Annotated in this window: 1 protein-coding gene; it reads left to right on the forward strand. The window is 66.1% G+C overall.

The genetic code is table 11. The annotated features are described in order from the left end of the window. Positions 1-563 (forward strand): 2-C-methyl-D-erythritol 2,4-cyclodiphosphate synthase (locus EOA24_RS40415; protein ID WP_189354717.1); only part of this gene is annotated, 563 nt, incomplete at both ends.

A 563-nucleotide genomic window follows, 5' to 3' on the forward strand; every position in this document is an offset into this window, starting at 1 on the left:
GCGCCACGGCGCCCTGCCGGCACTGCCCGTCGCCGATACGCTGAAGCGGGAATCGGCCACCGGCATGATCGACGAGACGGTGTCGAGGGCCGGCCTTCATGCGGCGCAGACGCCGCAGGGTTTTCCGTTCTGGCCGCTGCTTGCGGCGCATGAGAAGGCGCATCATCTGGGCAAGACGGAATTCACCGACGACGCGGCGATCGCCGAATGGGCGCAGATACCGATCAAGATCGTTCCCGGATCGCCAGACAACGTCAAACTCACCTGGGCAAGGGACATTGCATTGGCCGACGAGCGGCTCTCCAGCGCGCAGCACCGCTTCCCGGATATTCGCACCGGCAATGGCTACGACGTGCATGCGATCGAGCCCGGCGACCATGTCACGCTCTGCGGCGTCGCCATTCCCTATGACCGCAAGCTCTCCGGCCATTCGGATGCCGATGTCGGGCTGCATGCGCTGACCGACGCGCTGCTTGCCACCTGCGGCGCCGGCGACATCGGCACGCATTTCCCGCCATCGGACCCGCAATGGAAGGGTGCGGCCTCGAGGATCTTCGTCGAGC

The sequence above is a fragment of the Mesorhizobium sp. M2A.F.Ca.ET.039.01.1.1 genome (genome assembly GCF_003998035.1).
Classification (GTDB): Bacteria; Pseudomonadota; Alphaproteobacteria; order Rhizobiales; family Rhizobiaceae; genus Mesorhizobium.